Origin of the sequence: Thermoactinospora rubra (genome assembly GCF_002093975.1) — a bacterium.
Taxonomy (GTDB): Bacteria; Actinomycetota; Actinomycetes; order Streptosporangiales; family Streptosporangiaceae; genus Nonomuraea; species Nonomuraea rubra_A.
In genome coordinates, this window is record NZ_MSZZ01000134.1 from 1 (window position 1) to 914 (window position 914).

Sequence of the window (914 nt, forward strand, 5' to 3'; positions counted from 1 at the left end):
GAACCTTTTTCATCCTCGTGCGGAAGCCGCTGGCCACATCATGATCGCGTGCCTGGGGACCGCGTGACAACGTAGAAAGCTCCTGGTAGACGGGTTGATCACCACAACCAGACCCGTCCGCCCAGGAGCTTCAGGTGTTGTTCTACCGTGCCGCGGTCGATGTGTCACGCGCCACCCTGACCTACCTCGCCGGAATCATCCGGCGGCACCGTAAGGCCATCGGCAGCCCGTGGCGGCGGCTCAGCCCCGGCCAACAAGCCCTGCTGGTGCTGGTCTACCTGCGCAAGGGCGAGACGTTCGCCGAGGTGGCCGCCGGGTTCGGCATCTCGGTGGCCACCGCCTGGCGGTATGTGGAGGAGACGGTGCGGCTGCTGGCGGCTCGCTCTCCCAAGCTGGAGCGCGCCTTACGTCAAGCGCAGTGCGACGGCGTGCACTATCTGGTGCTGGACGGGATGCTGATCCCCACCGATCGGGTGCGGGCCGGTCGGCCCTACTTCTCCGGCAAGCATCGCGTCCACGGGATGAATGTGCAGGTCATCGCCACCCCGGACGGCACCATCGTGTGGACCTCTGGCGCGCTGCCGGGCCGCACCCACGACCTGACCGCCGCGCGGATCTGGGGCATCCTGCGCGCGCTGGCGCGCGCCGGGCTCCTCACGCTGGCCGACAAGGGCTACCAGGGTGCCGAAGGGCCGGTCCGCACGCCGTACAAGGGCAGGAACAAGCCACCGTCGCACAAGCAGGCCAACCGCGCCCACGCCCGGCTGCGCGGCCCGGGCGAGCGCGCCTGCGCCCAGCTCAAGAGCTGGCGCATCCTGCGCAAGCTGCGCTGCTGCCCGCTGAAGGCCGGACGCCTGTGCAAGGCCATCGCCGTCCTGCAGAACTACGAGGTCGCGAGAGGATGAAAAAGGCTC

1 protein-coding gene is annotated in these 914 nt (G+C 68.8%); it reads left to right on the forward strand.

Features of this window, described 5'->3' with window-relative positions; all coding sequences use genetic code 11:
- Window positions 1–134: 134 nt before the first annotated feature.
- The gene (locus tag BSB02_RS39240) at window positions 135–905 is read left to right on the forward strand and encodes a transposase family protein (RefSeq protein ID WP_084966078.1); all 771 of its coding nucleotides are present in this window, start codon (window positions 135–137) and stop codon (window positions 903–905) included.
- Window positions 906–914 lie beyond the last annotated feature (9 nt).